The following is a 15,415-nucleotide window of genomic DNA, read 5'->3' as shown; positions in this document are numbered from 1 at the left end:
AGGCTGCCAGCGTTCTTGGCGCAGGACTATGGATGAGGGTGGTCATGGTGGTGGACTGATTTGCCGGCGCTATCGTCATGGCGATCAGGGTGGATCTGCTCGGCGAGGTTCTCCAGGGGAATCAGATTGATACTGCCGTGACGCACGCCGGTCTGGGCAATCACCGACTGGGCAAATTCCGTTAAGGCGCGCAGCGGCCCGCGCAAAATCGCGGTTTCCACACACTCCTCCTGGCTGAGATGGGCGTGCATAGTGGAAATGGTCAAATCATGATGATCATGTTGCAGTTCGGTCAGCCGGGTAGCCAATTGTCGTTCATGGTGATCGTAAACATAACTCAGGATGGCAATAAATGGCGCCTGGGGATCGGCGCTGGCCGCTTGCTGGCCCAACTCGCGGCGCAACATATCGCGAAAGGCCTCCGAGCGGCTTGAATATCCCTTCAGCCGCATCAGTTGGTCAAGTTCGACGGCCAGGCGATCGTCGAGTGAAATGGTTAATCGCTGCATAGACAATTCCAAGAACGAATAAAACCCTAGTGTGGAACATTTTGCCGGCAAAACCTATAGCCTAAATAATTCGAGTTGCAGGAAGGCAGCAGGTCCACCGGTCGTCGGCAACATCGATAACGCGGTGACGGGGTTGCGTGGCCGCAGTCACCGCGCCGGCATGTGAGGAATGACGGGTATTAGATGGTCACCAATTCCCGTACCCCATCAGCGACCATATCCGTTCCGCGACCGTGCTGGATGATTTGCCCACGAGACATCACCAGATAATTATCCGCCAGCTCGGCGGCGAAATCATAAAATTGCTCCACCAAGAGGATCGCCATATCGCCGCGTGCCGCCAGGGTCTTTATCACCACGCCGATCTCTTTGATTACCGACGGCTGAATGCCTTCTGTGGGTTCATCCAATATCAGCAGTTGTGGCTGGCAAGCCAGGGCGCGGGCAATAGCCAACTGTTGCTGCTGGCCACCGGAGAGATCGCCACCGCGCCGTTGCCGCATTTGTGCCAGCACGGGGAATAATTGATAAATTTCCACGGGGACTTGCCGCGCCCGTGCGCCCGAAAATCGAGCCAGACCCAGTAGGATATTTTCCTCCACCGTCATGCGCGCAAAAATCTCCCGCCCCTGCGGAACGTAAGCGATACCCGCCTGCACACGTTGGTGCGGCTTGCGCTGATTCATCAATTCACCCTGCCAGCGGATGCGGCCGGTTTTGGCCGGCAGCAGCCCCATTAAGCATTTTAATAAGGTGGTTTTTCCCACGCCGTTTCGCCCTAGCAGGCAGGTGATTTCACCAATGGGCGCGTCGAACGACAGACCGCGCAATATATGACTGCCGCCGTAAAACTGATGTAAGTCCTCAACGTGAAGCATGTTTTTACCCTCAGCGGCTTAACGTCCTAAATACACGTCTATCACCTGTTCATTAGCCTGGACTTCCTTTAAGGAACCTTCGGCTAATACCTGACCTTGATGCAGCACGGTGACGTGATCGGCAATGGTTTCAACAAAACCCATATCGTGTTCTACCACCATAAGTGAATGCTTACCTGCCAGGGAACGGAACAGTTCGGCCGTATAGGCGGTCTCCGCATCCGTCATACCGGCGGCGGGCTCATCAAGCAACAGCAAATGCGGTTCTTGCACCAATAGCATGCCGATTTCCAAAAACTGCTTTTGCCCATGGGACAATAATCCTGCAGGACGTTGACGCAGCGTGTCGAGCCGTAATGTCACCAGCATGGCGTCGATCCGATCGCGCTGTTCCATGCTGAGTTTGCCGCGCAGACAGGCCCACACGGATTTGTCGGTTTTCAACGCCAGCTCCAGGTTTTCAAACACCGTTAAGGCCTCGAACACCGTCGGTTTTTGAAATTTGCGGCCAATACCGGCCTGTGCAATTTCCACCGACGACAGCCGGGTTAAATCGGTCCGCTGATCGTAAATGGCCCGGCCGCTTTGCGGGCGGGTTTTGCCGGTGATCACATCCATCAGCGTGGTTTTGCCGGCGCCGTTGGGGCCGATAACGCAGCGCAATTCCCCAACGCCAATCGTTAGCGACAGGTCGGTCAAGGCACGGAAACCATCAAAACTGACGTTAATGTTTTCCAACGCCAGCACCGGATCCCGTTGTTGGCGATGAGAATCTGCCGAATAGCGTTGTATCAACATGTCATGGGTGGAGGACGTCATCAACCTCTCCTTTTGTGCAGCAGTCCAATCACCCCTTGGGGCAGCAACAGGGTTACCACGATAAACATCAGTCCCAGAAATAATTGCCAATATTCCGGCATGGCCACGGTAAACCAGCTTTTGGCTCCGTTAACAATGCCGGCGCCCAACAGCGGGCCGATCAGCGTACCGCGCCCGCCCAGCGCGACCCAAATGGCCGCTTCAATCGAGTTGGTGGGCGACATCTCGCTGGGATTAATAATACCCACCTGAGGCACGTAGAGCGCGCCCGCTAATCCACACAGTATCGCCGACAGGGTCCAGACAAATAATTTAAAGCCTCTTGGATCATAACCGCAGAAAATCAACCGGTTTTCTGCGTCGCGCACCGCAGTCAGCACCCGGCCGAATTTACTGCGCGCCAAGGCAAAACCCAACAGTAAACTGACGCCCAGCAGTACCACTGTGGCCAAGAACAGTCCCACTCGGGTCGTGGTGTCGGTGACCGACGCCACCAGGATGGTGGTAAAACCGGTGAAGCCATTGTTACCGCCAAAGCCGGTTTCGTTGCGAAAAAACAATAACATCGCCGCGTAGGTCAATGCTTGGGTCATGATGGAAAAATACACGCCCTTGATTTTGGATCGAAACGAGAAGTAGCCAAAGATCAGCGCCAGCAGACCCGGTGCCAAGATAATCAAACACAGCGCCCAGGCGAAATGTTGGGTTCCGGACCAATACCAGGGCAGTTCGCTCCATGATAGAAACGACATAAACGCGGGCAGACCGTCGCCGGCGGCCTGGCGCATCAGATACATGCCCATGGCGTAACCCCCCAAGGCAAAAAACAGCCCATGCCCGAGCGACAGCAGTCCGGCATAGCCCCACACCAAATCCAGCGCGATGGCCACCACCGCGTAGCACAAGATCTTGCCCACCAGCGTCAGGGTATAGGTGGAAATCGCCAGCGGGTGATCCGGGGGCAGCAACGCCAGTAGCGGCAAAATGATCAGGGCAATGAACGCCAGTATGCCAAGCGTAATGGCGGTGCGGGGCGCTTTTTGTACCCCGGTCAGGGTCAAGGGTTGTTGTTGGCTCATCAGTCAATCACCCGCCCTTTGACCGCAAACAGACCCTGAGGGCGTTTTTGGATAAACAAAATAATTAGCACTAATATGAGGATCTTGCCTAACACTGCGCCCATCTCCGGTTCGAGAATTTTATTGACAATGCCAAGTCCGAAGGCCGCTGCCACGGTACCGGCCAGTTGGCCAACACCACCGAGCACCACCACCAGGAAGGAGTCGATAATATAACCTTGCCCCAGTTCGGGTCCCACATTGCCAAGCTGCGAGAGCGCCACGCCCCCCAGACCGGCAATGCCCGAACCCAGACCAAACGCCAGCATATCCACCCGGCCGGTAGGGACACCGCAGCAGGCGGCCATGGCCCGATTTTGGGTGACCGCGCGAATATTCATACCCAAGCGGGTTTTGTTGAGCAACAACCAGCACAGGACCAATACCCCCAGCACAAACAAAATGACCGCGATACGGTTATAGGGCAGCACCAGATTTGGCAATAGCTGAACGCCGCCGGAAAGCCAGCTCGGATTGGCCACTTCTACGTTTTGTGCCCCGAACAGCATGCGCACTCCCTGAATTAGCACCAGACTGATGCCCCAGGTGGCCAGCAAGGTTTCCAATGGTCGGCCATACAAATGCCGGATGATGGTCCGCTCAAGCAACATGCCGACCACCGCAGTGACGGCAAAGGCCGCCGGCAGCGCCACCAGAGGGTAAAATGTCAGCAATGCCGGGGAATATTGCGCGAGCAGTTGCTGAACCATATAGGTTGCATAGGCGCCGAGCATCAGCATCTCGCCGTGCGCCATATTAATCACGCCCAGCAACCCATAAGTGATAGCCAGGCCCAGAGCGGCCAGCAAGAGAATGGAGCCAAGGGAGAGCCCGGTAAAGGCTTGCCCAAGCAGATCGCCAATCAGCAGCCGGTGCTGTACCTGCTTTAAACTCTGTTGAGCAGCGGCGCGTACCCGGGGGTCAGGTTCGTTTTTCACCGTAGCGAGTCGCTGTAAGCCTAATTGGGTGTCCGGGTCTGCTGATTCGCCCAATAGTGTCACCGCCTGCAGGCGAATCTCGGGGTTGGGATCACTCAACTGCAAGGTGGCGATGGCGCCAAGCAGTGCGGTGCGTACCGCCGGGTCTTTTTCCACTGGCAATCGGGCGGTGAGTAACGGCAGTTGATCGGCCTTGGCCTCACGCTGGAGTGCCATGGCGGCGTGCAGACGCACTTGCGCGTCGTTACTGACTAACTGTTGGGCAGATAATGCGTTGGCGATCAGAATACGCAGGCGATTGTTCAACCAGATCTTTTTAACCTCGCCTTTAGGGACACCTGTACCCTCCATCGGCGTGAGAACACCCGCTTGCTGGATAAATGGCCTACCGGCTTCATCAACGACCATCTTTTCCTGATGTAGCGCCTGCAGTAGCGGTAACCGGGCGGCATCCGGGGCACTTGACCAACTCTGGAGCCATTTTGCCTGATCGCCACGACTGGCGGCAGCAAAGTCCCCTGCGGGGCCAGAGTAGGAAAACAATGGCCATAACAGCAAGAGACTCAAGCTGAACCGCCAGCATAGATAAAGAGATTGACGCATATTTTTCACCCGTTAGCACGTGCAGTACCGCGACGCCGGAATTTTTCCGGCGTCGATACATCCTGGGTTATAGGGTACTTTTAACCGGATAATCAGGTTTTTTATCATTCCCGGCAATGTAGGGGCTCCACGGCTGAGCCCGTACCGGCTTGTCGGTTTGCCACACCACATTAAATTGACCGTTAGACTCGATTTCGCCGATCATCACTGGTTTGTGCAGGTGATGGTTGGTTTTATCCATCGTCAGGGTAAAACCGGACGGCGCAGCAAAGGTTTGACCCGCCATGGCGGCACGCACTTTATCAACGTCGGTGGATTTGGCCTTTTCAACCGCCTGTGCCCACATATGAATGCCAACATAGGTCGCTTCCATTGGGTCGTTGGTCACAACGGTTGCCGCGTTGGGCAAGTTATGGGATTTTGCGTAGGCTTTCCATTGAGCGACAAACTTTTCATTGGTGGGGTTGTCCACCGATTGGAAATAGTTCCAGGCCGCCAGATTGCCTACCAGAGGTTTGGTATCGATGCCGCGCAGCTCTTCCTCGCCTACCGAGAAGGCAATCACCGGCACATCCGTCGCTTTGATGCCCTGGTTGGCCAGTTCTTTATAGAAGGGTACGTTGGAATCACCGTTGATGGTGGAAATGACCGCTGTTTTACCGCCGGCGGAGAACTTTTTAATATTGGCGACGATAGTTTGGTAGTCGCTATAACCGAATGGCGTATAGACCTCTTCAATATCCTTATCGGCTACGCCTTTGGAATGCAAGAAAGCACGCAGTATCTTATTGGTGGTCCGTGGATAAACATAGTCGGTGCCGAGCAGGAAGAAGCGTTTGGCGCCGCCGCCGTCTTCGCTCATCAGATATTCCACCGCCGGGATGGCCTGTTGGTTCGGTGCAGCGCCGGTATAAAATACGTTAGGTGACATTTCCTCCCCTTCATACTGCACTGGATAAAACAGTAAACCGTTGAGCTCTTCGAAGACCGGCAACACGGATTTGCGTGATACCGAGGTCCAACAGCCAAACACCACCGCCACTTTGTCCTGGGTCAGAAGTTGGCGCGCTTTTTCCGCGAACAACGGCCAGTTCGAGGCGGGATCGACCACCACCGGTTCGAGTTTCTTACCTAAAACACCCCCCTTGGCATTAATTTCATCGATGGTCATCAATGCCACCTCTTTAAGCGGTGTTTCCGAGATTGCCATCGTGCCGGATAATGAATGCATGATGCCGACTTTAATGGTGTCAGCAGCCAGTGCTCCCCAACTAATACCCATAGCGATAACGGTGGCGGAGAGAGCGAACGCCTTTACTATTTTACGTCGTTGCATACATGGCACTCCAATAGAGAGAGAGGGCTAACCTTGATGGTAGGGAACTTTTCTCATAGCAAACAACGTGAAGCAAACACTGTGCCAGTTACCGGGTTATCAAGCGGGGCGCCAAACGCCAATGACCGCCGGTACGCAGTACGCACCAATATCGGGCGGATATGCGATACGCTGGGGCGATGTGGGTGAAAATCAGGCAAATTTGCCGGGGATATGAATAACAGCGGTGCAGGTTGTTGGTGATACTGCGGGCCATGATTGTGCAGGCGCCCGCGGGCATTGACCCGTCGGTTTGGTCGGTCACTATCGTCGTACAGATCACATTTTTCCCTAACAGCACGACGTAACCGGGCCAACGATCGAAATCACGCTTTGCGCGTGTGGTCCATCGCGGTAGGATGGCCTGAAAACCGAACCCGTGCGTTTTGTCATAAATTCATGCTGCTTTATAAGGATACTTAGATGGTTAACCTGAAAGAGTTTATGCGTTTTTTTAGCGAAAAATTGTCCCACTCACATCATGTGGCGCCAGGAGATCCGGATATCACCTCGTTAATCGCCGCACTGGGCGATCGGGAAAATATCCAAGACGTGGATGCCTGTATCACCCGTTTGCGGGTCACAGTGAAAGATCTTAGCAAGGTCAATACAGGCGAAATTCAGCGGCTGGGTGCGCTTGGGGTGGTGGTTATCGGTCAGCAGGTCCAGGCCATCTTTGGCCGGCAGTCGGATAACCTGCGGCGCGAATTGTCCGAACGTTTTGGACTCGAGGATGATGTAGCCAAATAACGATCCGCGATAGTGGCGGTTAATCGGCTTGCCAGCCGCGCGGAGACCAACTGAGGACCATGTTCTCCGCGCTCAACGCACATTCGGCGTCAGATAAAATATGCAGCGAGAGTTCAGTTTCGTTACCGCCCAGTAAGTCGCAGGCATACAGTGCCCGGAGTGAGACATCAGCGATACGGGGTAAACGGGTCTTATGTTGCTCCCATTGTTCAATAAAGGCTATTTCCACCCCCAGTTTATTGCCCAGTGACTGACGGGATAAATTCATTTGCTGGCGAAGGAATCGCATCTCCGACGATACCAGACAACCACGACGGTTGACTAACTGGTGGCCAATCAGTCGGTGCAAACCCGGTATATCGATAATACGCACGTTAGTCAATCTGTCCATGTCTTCATATCGATATCCGTTTATTAGCCAGATATTTGATAGTCCGCAATCTATATAGTGAAGCATGAATTGTCCTTGCGATAAGTCACCTAACTTGCTTATTTTTACCATGAAATCCGGTGCGCTTGGCAATACGTTGCCAATCTCTTGATATATGTTATCTGCTGTAATGACGACATCATGGGAATATATTATTGATGTAATCAAATAGTCTTAATTTATGGAAAATATTATTTATAAAAATAAATTTATTTATAATAAAAGCACATGAACAAATAATATTATTAAGCAATAAGGTGCATTAGTGTGATCAAGATCTTCCATTTTACTGAATATCATTGAAAACAGAGGTTGGCAAGGGATTTCTTCGTGGTAGAATAGCTTTTGTAAAAACGAAACGCCATTTCAATTTCATGCTGGCGTCATCATAACCTCAAGTGTCATTACTACCTTCAATAACAATAGGTTAATATAAAATGAAAATTGCTTTGATTAACGAAAATAGCCAGGCTGCAAAAAACGAGCTTATCGTTGCCACCCTCGCCAAGGTAGTCGAACCTATGGGGCATCAGGTGTTTAACTATGGCATGTACTCCGCCGAGGATTCGGCCTCGCTGACCTATGTGCAAAACGGTATCCTGGCGGCAATATTGCTCAATTCTGGTGCGGTAGATTATGTGGTCACCGGATGTGGTACCGGCGCTGGCGCCATGCTGGCCTGTAATTCATTTCCCGGCGTGATTTGCGGGTTGGCCATTGACCCTGCCGATGGTTATATGTTCGCGCAGATTAACGACGGTAATGCCATCTCCCTACCGTTTGCCAAGGGCTTTGGCTGGGGTGCAGAGTTGAATTTGCAATATATCTTTGAAAAATTGTTTGGAACGGCCGGCGGTCAAGGTTATCCCAAGGAACGTGTCGTGCCGGAGCAACGGAATAAGAAGATTCTTGATGGGGTGAAAGCGGTGACTTATCGCGACTTCTTGTCCATATTGCCGGATCTCGACCACGAGCTTCTCAAAGGCGCGGTGGCCGGTCCAAAATTCCGTGAATACTTTTTTGCCCATTGCCAAGATAAAGCCATTGGTGCATACATCGAATCATTGCTGGCCTGATCTGCGGCCTATCGGCAGTGTGTGGGTGCCAGCCTATCGGCACCCATCGTCCGATACCTACTGCACCCACTGTCCGACACCTACCGCCAGGCACTTACCGTCTGGCACTTACCGCCAGGCACTTACCGTCTGGCACTTACCGTCTGACACCTATCGCCTGACACCCACCGTCTGAAACCCACCGCCTGAAACCCATAGTGCAGCACCTATAACCCAGTCGCCACACTCCCGGCCCTATCAGTTCACCCACCGCCCAACCTCCACCTGGACAGACTCGCACCCTTAACTGATGTTCGATGCCCTGACAATGCGCCATTCAAACCCTCCGGGAGTGGGGGGCGATCAGGATTAATTGTGGTGAAATGGCCATGCATTGCTAAAAAAGTCTTTCCAGTGACCGGATTTTCCGTTTATAACAGTTTAACTGTCATAAACCGACGGTAGCGTAAAACGTCATATATGCTGCCCTAAATGATTCGAGTTGCATAAAGGCGGCGATGCAGTGACAAATCTGTCTGGAACAGATGTCAACGCGACCTGTCGCGGTCCCGTTAGGGGGCGAAGCACAGGGAAATACTGCCAACACACCTGCAAGTTGAAGTATGACGGGTATAAACGGGCCCTGATATGGCCGCCTGAACGTACACCAGGAGTCGCGAGATGATTATTGATCAATTAAAACGTCTGCTCATCACCCCGCAAGAAGAGCCGGCAAGCAATATGTTTACCGGTTCTGATACTGATGCCCTCTTCAGTGCCATGGGGTGCGAAAACATGCCGGTATTTATCCCTTCCGAGGTTTGGCAACGGGTCATCGATCTCGAATGTGATGTCAGCCAAACCCATGTTAACTGATATACCCACCGTACTGGCAGTTTGAACGTAAGGGTCGGGTTAATAGGTTCCGAGTTGTGGGATGTGGCACAGCACATCCCACTATGGTGGGTGAGGGTTGAGCGCTAGCCTAGTAGGTTGAGCGCTAGCCTAGTAGATAGAACGGTACAACTCCTCTATATCGGCTAGACTGGCTGTCCGCGGATTGCCACCCGTGCAAACGTCGGCAAACGCGGCTTTAGCCAGTGCCGTAATATCGTCTTGTTTCATCCCCACCTCGCGCAGCGCCAGCGGGATGCCGACATCGTGGCAGAGTTGCGTAACCGCGTTGATCGCAGCGGAACGGGCTTCGCTGATCTCCATAGTCGCGGCGTCTTTTACCCCCATTGCCAGCGCGATAGCTCTGAATTTTTCACCCGTATGCGCTGCGTTATATTGCATAATCGTCGGCAGCAAAATAGCATTAGCCACACCGTGTGGCGTATTATAAAACGCACCCAGCGGATGAGCCATCCCATGAACCAGCCCCAGTCCCACATTGGAAAACCCCATCCCAGCCACATATTGACCCAACGCCATATCCTCGACGCCTCGTGCCATTCCTTTCACCGAGTCACGCAACGAACGGGCGATAATTTCAATGGCCTTGAGATGAAACATATCGGTCAATTCCCAGGCGGCAAGTGTGGTATAGCCTTCAATGGCATGGGTTAGTGCGTCGATGCCGGTGGCGGCCTTGAGCGCTGCGGGCATACTGGCCATCATATCCGGATCGATAAACGCGACCTGCGGGATATCATGCGGATCGACGCAAACAAACTTGCGCCGCTGCTCTTCATCGGTGATGACATAGTTAATAGTGACCTCAGCTGCGGTACCGGCGGTAGTGGGAATCGCCAGGATGGGTATGCTGGGTTTTTTGGTCGCGGCCACACCCTCCAAACTGCGAACATCGGCAAATTCCGGATTGTTGATAATAATACCAATAGCCTTACAGGTATCCTGTGGCGACCCCCCGCCGATGGCGATCAGATAATCAGCGCCGGCAGCCTTAAATGTGGCGACTCCCTTATCAACGATGGAAATGGTAGGGTTGGGCAGCACTTTATCAAATATATGAAAGGGCAGTCCGGCCTGTTTTAGCAGGTCTGTTACTTTGGTCGCGACTTCAAAACGAATCAAATCACGATCGGTAACCACCAAGGCTTTTTTAAACCCTCGGCCTTTTATTTCATCAATTAAATGTAAAATTGCACCCTTGCCAAAGTAAGACGTCTCGTTAAGAATAATTCTATTAGCCATAATTAATAACCTTAATAATATGAGAATGATAATTCATATTTTCATCTGTCTACGGGTACCACAAGGATTATTAACCGCGTAACGTCACATTAATTAAAATTGAGGTCTGCAGAGGGGGGTGATATTTTATGACGCGATCCCAGTATGTATACATGATGTAATTTTTGATAAATATTTATACTAAATGTAGCGATTATGTGGTTATAGGCAGCGAAATTGAGATTCGGTAGTGTCCTGTCATCGTTCGATCGCGACAGGTGGGCATAATGGTGAGTACGCGTCGGTGTGTATGTACCCGACCGAGCCGGAGGACATGGTGCTGGGTTAACCGGCGGATTCGCACCGTAGTTGGGATCACCCGGTCGGAGGAACACCATTGCGATAATGTTGAATCCGGCGGTCTGGAAGGCCGTCCGTGCGGTTTATCGCGCTAAATGGCCGTTGGGTCGGCTGATTAGGCGATGAGTAGCTATAGTTATAAGTCTGCTATGGTTTTGATTGCGGCTGACCCCGGCCAGTTTAGCCCGATAGCGCATACTAAGGAGAACACATTTATGCTTGCATGCTCTCTCAGGAGGATGTTGAAACGATTACTGATGTGGAAGACGGCGCGCCGCTCCCCGTCCGGCCTGGCGTTAAGAATAGCGAGAACCAAAAAAAATCGAAATGCTACCCAGGGACCGGATATCCTTTTTGGCCAGTTGTATATTGACGTGCAGACGGCAAAATTTTACCCCGACCAGAAAACCTTTGCTGATGCGGTACCCAGACGTACCCCGGAGGCGATTGTCGCCGATTATCAGGTGAAAAAACGGCGGAAAAAATTTAATCTGCGCACTTTTGTGGACAAGAATTTTATTTTCCCCACCGATAGGGTGAAATACGTGCCGCCTGATGGGCAAAGCCTGCGTGAGCACATTACGACGCTGTGGCCAGTGCTGACGCGCAATACCTCCACTGTGCGACCCTATGATTCCCTGCTGCCGATACCGCAGGACTATGTGGTGCCCGGCGGCCGTTTTCGCGAGATCTATTACTGGGACAGTTATTTCACCATGTTAGGTCTGGCAGAGTGCGACAAATGGGATCTGGTGGTGGGTATGGTGGATAATTTCGCTTATGAAATCGATACCTATGGCTGTATCCCCAACGGTAATCGTAGCTATTACCTGAGCCGTTCCCAACCGCCATTTTTTGCGCTGATGATCGATCTGCTGGCAACCCGCGAGGATGACAGCATCTATGTTAAGTTTCTGCCCCAGTTGAAAAAAGAGTATCAATATTGGATGGAGGGTGGGGACGGATTGGAAAATGGCAGTGCTGAGCTGCGGGTGGTGCGTTTGGACGACGGGGTACTGCTCAACCGTTATTGGGATGATCTGGATACCCCGCGCACCGAATCCTATATGGATGATATCGTGACCGCCAGTGAAGCAAAAGATCGTCCAGCCGCCGATGTGTACCGCGATCTACGGGCGGGAGCTGCCTCAGGATGGGACTTTAGCTCACGCTGGTTTGACGATCCGCAGGAGCTCTCGTCCATTCGCACTACCGGCATTTTACCGGTAGATCTTAATGCCTTGCTCTACCATCTGGAAATGACGCTCTCGAATGCCAGTTTGCTCACCGATAATCACGACGCTGCCAGCTACTACAGCCAGCGGGCAGAACGCCGTAAACAGGCGATAAATTTGCATTTGTGGAATGAAGAACAAGGATGTTATGGCGATTATGACTGGCAACAGAAAACGCTGCGTGAACAGCTCACCGGGGCCACGGTATTTCCGTTATATCTGAATCTTGCGCCGGTAGATCTGGCAGACCGTACTGCGCGGGTGGTGCGCGAGCGCTTGCTCAAGCAAGGTGGCATGATCACCACCACCAACGTTTCCGGCCAGCAATGGGATGCACCCAACGGCTGGGCGCCGCTGCAGTGGGTTGCGGTGGAAGGGTTGCGCAATTATGGGCATCATGACCTCGCACAAGAGATTGCCACCCGGTTCTTGGCGAATGTTCAACGCCTGTTTAATAACCAGCATAAGCTGGTGGAAAAATATGTGGTTGAAGGCAGCGGACTCGGTGGTGGTGGTGGTGGTGAGTATCCGCTGCAAGACGGTTTCGGCTGGACTAACGGCGTGACGCTCAAACTGTTGGAGCTGTATTGTGAGCAAACGCCCGGCTGCGAGGATGACCGATCCATCGAGACGAAAAATGAGTCAAAAAGCGAGCCGGCATTCGCGCTAAAACCCGCATGACACATCTGGCCCTGGTGTGAGCGAGTGCAATAAAATATATTGTCGGCATTATTCAATTAGCCGACAACATATTATTGATTGTATGCAAACGTTAACAATGGTACTAAGCCGCCGTTCACCAAAGGTGATCTCGCCCTAGGGCGACGTCTTCTCAGCAGTTAATAATTAAGCAGTCGTGATTTTATGAGGCAGGTATGATTGCTGTCGGAGCGGGCGGTGAAGAACAGCGCCTGGCCGTGTTAGCGGAATATGGCATAAATGAGACCATTAATGGGATAGGTTTCAACCGTCTAATCCATTTATAATCTGTCTCTCATCACCGATGGGGGATTTGAATTTTTCAGGTACTGGATGAGGTATTCATTTTCAGCAAGTAACATTTTGATCAATTTATACGTGGTGTGGTAGCGTTGTTGTACGTAATAAGAATAATCGTTGCTGGTCGCTAATCGCGAAAAATCCAGCTTTCCGCCGGTATGCATAACATAATATTTGAATAAATTTAAGCTGGAACATATCCCACAGTTGACTGCTGTTTTTTTAACATCATAGCCTTTAATCTCAGTCGCATGCTGTTGGTTTATTTTATCTACGTAGACAGTCTGTTGCGTTAAATTATGAACATGTTTTTGTATTAATAGATTATTTTTTAGGGCTTGCTCTAAAATATGCTCATTTTTTATGATCTCGGTTGTAAGGGATTTTTCTATTGTCTGCAACTGATTATTGATGCTGGGATTTTTAGGCCAGAAATAGAGGGTGCTCGGCAGCATCTTGTGGCGTTCCGAGAGGTCTTTTACCGGCAGGTGGTGTTGGCGGGTCCCAGTTAACCACGATTCTCTCATTCCTTGAGCATAGCGACGGCAAAGACGACTTTTAATTTTGCCAGAGGTTTTTATATCAACAGGCTGATTTCCCATTTTTATCAGTGCTTCTTGAATCCGGGAAGACGATTGTGGCGTTGGTACTGCAGTCGAGTCAATTGAATCACCAGTAATATTTATGTTATGGAAATCATGTACGTTATTCATTAGGTTGTCCAGTAAAAACATAACCAGTGAGCGCCAGTGTAAGTGGTGTCAACCTACCCGTTAAAACCAACCTGACGCTATTCAATTCTATTCTATATGATATTTCGCTATTCATATCGGAAAACACTTATTTTCCCCTATTTTAGGGTTAAATTCAGAATAATAATACCTTCATTTAAAAATGATAAGGTTAATTATTTGTTTGTTTCATTACCAAATGGCGGGTAGGTTTTATCACCGAACATGATGTTTTTAGCCTGGTTGAATTAACCCTCTACACCTGTTTTTTATAAAAACCCAACACTGATATTTCCATCAGTCTGCTGCCTAATGTACTTTACCTGGCCAAATACAAATAAAGTGTTAATTTAGGCCGTATAGGCGGGGAGCAGTCACGCCGTATAAAAGTCTGTAGGACTGCCGACCCACTGCCCACTACGCCGATGCTGCCCCCGACACCGGATGGACTGAGGTGATGTTGACCAAGGTTATGAAGATTATTTTTTACCAAAGAAATGATGCGTGGAGCAAGGCTCGGTTTTGCCCTAAACTTGATAGTTTGCCGCGACCTACCCTACATGATTAACGCCAATGAATGCGCTGCAGCGACAGGGCGGTGAACCTGAACGATCGGGTAGGGTTCGGTGGTGAGCAATGCAACGTTTTAACGCTGGCAATCATTTTTCTCAGGTATTCCCTGCGGTATCGGCAAACGAGGCTACGGCATGACACAGGCTAAACTATCGATTCAACAGGTCACGCGACGCTTCGGCGCGGTGACCGCGCTGGCGCCCACCAGTCTTGATATCCACGCGGGTGAATTTGTCTGTGTGGTCGGTCCTTCCGGCTGTGGCAAAAGCACGTTGTTCAACCTGATTTCCGGGGTACTGACGCCCGATGATGGCAAGATCCTCATCGATGGCGCCGATGTCACCAGCCGCAGCGGGAATGTGGGGTATATGCTGCAAAAGGACCTGCTGTTGCCATGGATGACGGTGATCGACAACATCGTGCTGGGCGCCATTTTGACCGGCGGGGCCAGTCGAGAGCAACGTGCGGCGGGGGTGGCGCTGGCGCAACGTTATGGCCTGGGTGAATTTATCAACCACTATCCAGCGGCACTCTCCGGTGGTATGCGTCAGCGCGTGGCGTTAATGCGCACCCTGGCCATGCATCACGATATTATGCTGCTCGATGAGCCGTTTGGCGCGCTGGATTCTCAAACCCGTCTGTCCATGCAGCAATGGTTGCTGACGGTATGGGCCGAGCAGCAGCGCACGGTGGTTTTTGTTACCCACGATATTGACGAGGCAATCTTTATGGCCGATCGGGTGGTGGTCATGACCCCGCGTCCCGGCAGAATTCAAGAGATTATCACTGTAGATATCCCCCGTCCCCGACCGTTATCTTGTTTAACTAGTACGTTATTTAGCCAATTAAAAGGTCGAATCCTGGATCTGATTTACCAGGAATCGTCCACACAGGAAACGTGAGCCC

General features: G+C 51.5%; 14 protein-coding genes. 5 read left to right on the top strand and 9 right to left on the bottom strand.

What is annotated here, in order from left to right:
• Window positions 1-26: 26 nt before the first annotated feature.
• The 6 genes from nikR to urtA form a co-directional block, all read right to left on the bottom strand.
• Window positions 27-509 (bottom strand): nickel-responsive transcriptional regulator NikR, encoded by a 483-nt coding sequence (gene nikR / locus SJI19_RS12680; RefSeq protein WP_323478627.1) that lies wholly within the window; start codon window positions 507-509, stop codon window positions 27-29.
• A gap of 179 nt (window positions 510-688) precedes the next feature.
• Window positions 689-1,387, bottom strand: coding sequence for an urea ABC transporter ATP-binding subunit UrtE (urtE, locus tag SJI19_RS12675; protein ID WP_323478626.1), 699 nt, complete (start codon window positions 1,385-1,387; stop codon window positions 689-691).
• Window positions 1,388-1,405: 18 nt separating this feature from the next.
• Window positions 1,406-2,206, bottom strand: coding sequence for an urea ABC transporter ATP-binding protein UrtD (gene urtD, locus SJI19_RS12670; RefSeq protein ID WP_323478625.1), 801 nt, complete (start codon window positions 2,204-2,206; stop codon window positions 1,406-1,408).
• Entirely contained in the window at window positions 2,206-3,285 is a 1,080-nt protein-coding gene (urtC, locus tag SJI19_RS12665; protein WP_323478624.1) for an urea ABC transporter permease subunit UrtC, read from the bottom strand. The genes urtD and urtC overlap by 1 nt, the downstream gene beginning before the upstream one ends.
• Window positions 3,285-4,865 (bottom strand): urea ABC transporter permease subunit UrtB, encoded by a 1,581-nt coding sequence (urtB, locus tag SJI19_RS12660; RefSeq protein WP_323478623.1) that lies wholly within the window; start codon window positions 4,863-4,865, stop codon window positions 3,285-3,287. Before urtB ends, urtC begins: the two co-directional genes overlap by 1 nt.
• Window positions 4,866-4,932: 67 nt before the next feature.
• On the bottom strand, window positions 4,933-6,201 hold the full coding sequence (gene urtA / locus SJI19_RS12655; RefSeq protein ID WP_323478622.1) for an urea ABC transporter substrate-binding protein: 1,269 nt from the start codon (window positions 6,199-6,201) through the stop codon (window positions 4,933-4,935).
• Window positions 6,202-6,663: 462 nt separating this feature from the next.
• On the opposite strand from urtA, the gene SJI19_RS12650 reads away from it, so the two are divergent.
• Window positions 6,664-6,990: a glucose PTS transporter subunit EIIB gene (locus tag SJI19_RS12650; RefSeq protein ID WP_323478621.1), complete on the top strand. Its 327-nt coding sequence runs from the start codon at window positions 6,664-6,666 to the stop codon at window positions 6,988-6,990.
• Window positions 6,991-7,009: 19 nt separating this feature from the next.
• Here the strand turns inward: SJI19_RS12650 and SJI19_RS12645 are convergent, their stop codons facing one another.
• A complete protein-coding gene (locus SJI19_RS12645) occupies window positions 7,010-7,381 on the bottom strand; it encodes a transcriptional regulator (protein ID WP_323478620.1) in 372 nt (123 codons plus the stop codon).
• 476 nt (window positions 7,382-7,857) lie between these two features.
• Between SJI19_RS12645 and SJI19_RS12640 the strand changes: the two genes are divergently transcribed.
• Together SJI19_RS12640 and SJI19_RS12635 are read left to right on the top strand one after the other, a co-directional pair.
• On the top strand, window positions 7,858-8,496 hold the full coding sequence (locus tag SJI19_RS12640; protein ID WP_323478619.1) for an RpiB/LacA/LacB family sugar-phosphate isomerase: 639 nt from the start codon (window positions 7,858-7,860) through the stop codon (window positions 8,494-8,496).
• A 660-nt stretch (window positions 8,497-9,156) separates the two neighbouring features.
• A complete protein-coding gene (locus tag SJI19_RS12635) occupies window positions 9,157-9,351 on the top strand; it encodes a hypothetical protein (protein WP_323478618.1) in 195 nt (64 codons plus the stop codon).
• A 129-nt stretch (window positions 9,352-9,480) separates the two neighbouring features.
• Here the strand turns inward: SJI19_RS12635 and fucO are convergent, their stop codons facing one another.
• Window positions 9,481-10,632: a lactaldehyde reductase gene (fucO, locus tag SJI19_RS12630; protein ID WP_323478617.1), complete on the bottom strand. Its 1,152-nt coding sequence runs from the start codon at window positions 10,630-10,632 to the stop codon at window positions 9,481-9,483.
• Window positions 10,633-11,186: 554 nt separating this feature from the next.
• Between fucO and treA the strand changes: the two genes are divergently transcribed.
• On the top strand, window positions 11,187-12,887 hold the full coding sequence (gene treA / locus SJI19_RS12625; protein WP_323478616.1) for an alpha,alpha-trehalase TreA: 1,701 nt from the start codon (window positions 11,187-11,189) through the stop codon (window positions 12,885-12,887).
• Window positions 12,888-13,186: 299 nt separating this feature from the next.
• On the opposite strand, the gene SJI19_RS12620 is transcribed toward treA, so the two are convergent.
• Window positions 13,187-13,918, bottom strand: a complete 732-nt coding sequence (locus SJI19_RS12620; RefSeq protein ID WP_323478615.1) for a hypothetical protein — start codon at window positions 13,916-13,918, stop codon at window positions 13,187-13,189.
• Between the two features lie 725 nt (window positions 13,919-14,643).
• Between SJI19_RS12620 and SJI19_RS12615 the strand changes: the two genes are divergently transcribed.
• Entirely contained in the window at window positions 14,644-15,411 is a 768-nt protein-coding gene (locus SJI19_RS12615) for an ABC transporter ATP-binding protein (RefSeq protein WP_323478614.1), read from the top strand.
• Window positions 15,412-15,415: the final 4 nt, after the last annotated feature.

The sequence above is a fragment of the Acerihabitans sp. TG2 genome, assembly GCF_035013185.1.
Lineage (GTDB): Bacteria > Pseudomonadota > Gammaproteobacteria > Enterobacterales > Enterobacteriaceae > Acerihabitans.
Note: the sequence above shows the minus strand (reverse complement) of the source record. Positions and strands in the feature narration are given on the sequence as shown.

Bases quoted from the DNA above. Each gene is read 5' to 3' on its own strand.
- SJI19_RS12635 (WP_323478618.1), top strand. From the start codon at position 9,157: ATGATTATTGATCAATTAAAACGTCTGCTCATCACCCCGCAAGAAGAG.
- urtB (WP_323478623.1), bottom strand. From the start codon at position 4,865: ATGCGTCAATCTCTTTATCTATGCTGGCGGTTCAGCTTGAGTCTCTTG.
- nikR (WP_323478627.1), bottom strand. From the start codon at position 509: ATGCAGCGATTAACCATTTCACTCGACGATCGCCTGGCCGTCGAACTT.
- SJI19_RS12645 (WP_323478620.1), bottom strand. From the start codon at position 7,381: ATGGACAGATTGACTAACGTGCGTATTATCGATATACCGGGTTTGCAC.
- fucO (WP_323478617.1), bottom strand. From the start codon at position 10,632: ATGGCTAATAGAATTATTCTTAACGAGACGTCTTACTTTGGCAAGGGT.
- SJI19_RS12640 (WP_323478619.1), top strand. From the start codon at position 7,858: ATGAAAATTGCTTTGATTAACGAAAATAGCCAGGCTGCAAAAAACGAG.
- urtD (WP_323478625.1), bottom strand. From the start codon at position 2,206: ATGACGTCCTCCACCCATGACATGTTGATACAACGCTATTCGGCAGAT.
- urtE (WP_323478626.1), bottom strand. From the start codon at position 1,387: ATGCTTCACGTTGAGGACTTACATCAGTTTTACGGCGGCAGTCATATA.
- SJI19_RS12620 (WP_323478615.1), bottom strand. From the start codon at position 13,918: ATGAATAACGTACATGATTTCCATAACATAAATATTACTGGTGATTCA.
- treA (WP_323478616.1), top strand. From the start codon at position 11,187: ATGCTTGCATGCTCTCTCAGGAGGATGTTGAAACGATTACTGATGTGG.
- SJI19_RS12650 (WP_323478621.1), top strand. From the start codon at position 6,664: ATGGTTAACCTGAAAGAGTTTATGCGTTTTTTTAGCGAAAAATTGTCC.
- urtA (WP_323478622.1), bottom strand. From the start codon at position 6,201: ATGCAACGACGTAAAATAGTAAAGGCGTTCGCTCTCTCCGCCACCGTT.
- urtC (WP_323478624.1), bottom strand. From the start codon at position 3,285: ATGAGCCAACAACAACCCTTGACCCTGACCGGGGTACAAAAAGCGCCC.
- SJI19_RS12615 (WP_323478614.1), top strand. From the start codon at position 14,644: ATGACACAGGCTAAACTATCGATTCAACAGGTCACGCGACGCTTCGGC.